2 pseudogenes are annotated in these 693 nt (G+C 76.9%); both read right to left on the bottom strand.

Annotated elements, in window-relative coordinates:
• Positions 1–316: pseudogene (locus tag EAO77_RS40860) on the bottom strand (RNB domain-containing ribonuclease); the annotation flags it as partial.
• 27 nt (positions 317–343) lie between these two features.
• Positions 344–693 (bottom strand): annotated as a pseudogene (locus EAO77_RS40855) (hypothetical protein); the annotation flags it as partial.

Raw genomic sequence — 693 nt, 5'->3', positions numbered from 1 at the left:
CCACCGTCGCCCCGGCCGGCTCCGCACGGGTGAGGCGTACCCGCAGCCGCTCCCCGAGCGGCAGCGGGGCGCCGTCGCCCTCGATCCGCGCCACCACCGCCGGATCCTCCAGCTGGACGGTGCCCACGTCGGGCTCCTTCTCCCTGACGTCCACCACGACCGCGTCGAACTCCTCGCCGACGCGGCCCTTCAGCACCGCGGCCTCGACGATGTCGACACAGGCGCGTTCCACCGCGTTCGCGCGCCGGGCGCCCTCCGCCATCTCCCGCGGCAGGGCCTCCAGGGCCGCCGTCGCCCACGAGTACACCCACTGCACGGCGCCGCTGCGCCGGCTCGTGGACCGTTATGCGGGGGAGCTGTGCGTGGCGGCCCTCGCCGGCGAGGAACCGCCCGGGTGGGCGACCGCGGCGTGGACGGACGGCGAGGGCAGCTCGCCGCCGGTGAACGCGGAGTACCCGGCGCCCCTGAGCAGCGTGGTGCACTCCTGGAGGAAGGCGGCGTGGCGCGGCTCGCCCGGGTCCAGGGAGCGGACGAGCGCCGCGTACGAGACGTGGTGCGGCCACTCGATCCGCAGGGCCGCGGCCGAGCGGCGCAGCCGGGACACCGCCCCGTCCGGGGCGGTGGGCAGGGTGCGCAGGATGCCAGTGCCCGAGGCCACCATGATGTCGGCGGCCGCCATCCCGGTGAGCAGCG

Origin of the sequence: Streptomyces sp. T39, from assembly GCF_008042045.1 — a bacterium.
In the GTDB taxonomy this organism is placed as follows: Bacteria; Actinomycetota; Actinomycetes; order Streptomycetales; family Streptomycetaceae; genus Streptomyces.
This window is presented reverse-complemented; position numbering and strand designations above follow the sequence as displayed.